Here is a 538-nt window from a genome sequence, read left to right as displayed (position 1 = left end):
CCAGCAGGACTCGGTATCGCCCTCTGGGCAAGTAGATAGTACGTTTGCCGGGCCTCTGACAGTCTCCTTTCAAAGAAACGTCGAATCGCCCACGATCAGTGGAGGCTATGCGATTGGAATTCCTCATCGTGATGGGCTATTACAGACGCCCGATGGTACGCCAGGATGGTATGTATCGATCGGATCGGAGTCGATTCGGACTGTTGCAGGTACATCGTTAAAATCACTGCGTCGCAATGCTTTTGAGTTCCAGACGATTTCCATCCCAGATAGTCCGACGCAAATAGGGGAGACGCCACAATCCTCACGATTTGGCCTTTGGAGCATCAGCCCAACCGCCAGCTATGGCCTTGGTTATGCCCTTGGCGACGAAGGCATAATTGCTTTGACGCATGGAGGCGGTTCCGTTTGGGGCCGCATACGCGCTCAGGCTGCTACGCCAGTGGATCGGCAGCGTGTTGATGACTTTGGGTCCGCCATTCGATTTGGGGAGAAGTCTACGGCGGGAATCAACGTCAAGGTGGCACGCAATATTGGC

The 538-nt window shown here is 54.5% G+C and carries 1 protein-coding gene; it reads right to left on the bottom strand.

Features of this window, described 5'->3' with window-relative positions:
- Window positions 1-304: 304 nt before the first annotated feature.
- A partial coding sequence (locus ACLD7X_RS18185) for a hypothetical protein (RefSeq protein WP_411425092.1) occupies window positions 305-538 on the bottom strand: 234 nt, incomplete at its 5' end.

The organism is Aphanothece microscopica RSMan92 (assembly GCF_046613545.2).
Lineage (GTDB): Bacteria > Cyanobacteriota > Cyanobacteriia > PCC-6307 > Cyanobiaceae > NIES-981.
The sequence above is the reverse complement of the archived record's forward strand: the minus strand, read 5'-3'. Positions and strand labels throughout refer to the sequence as shown.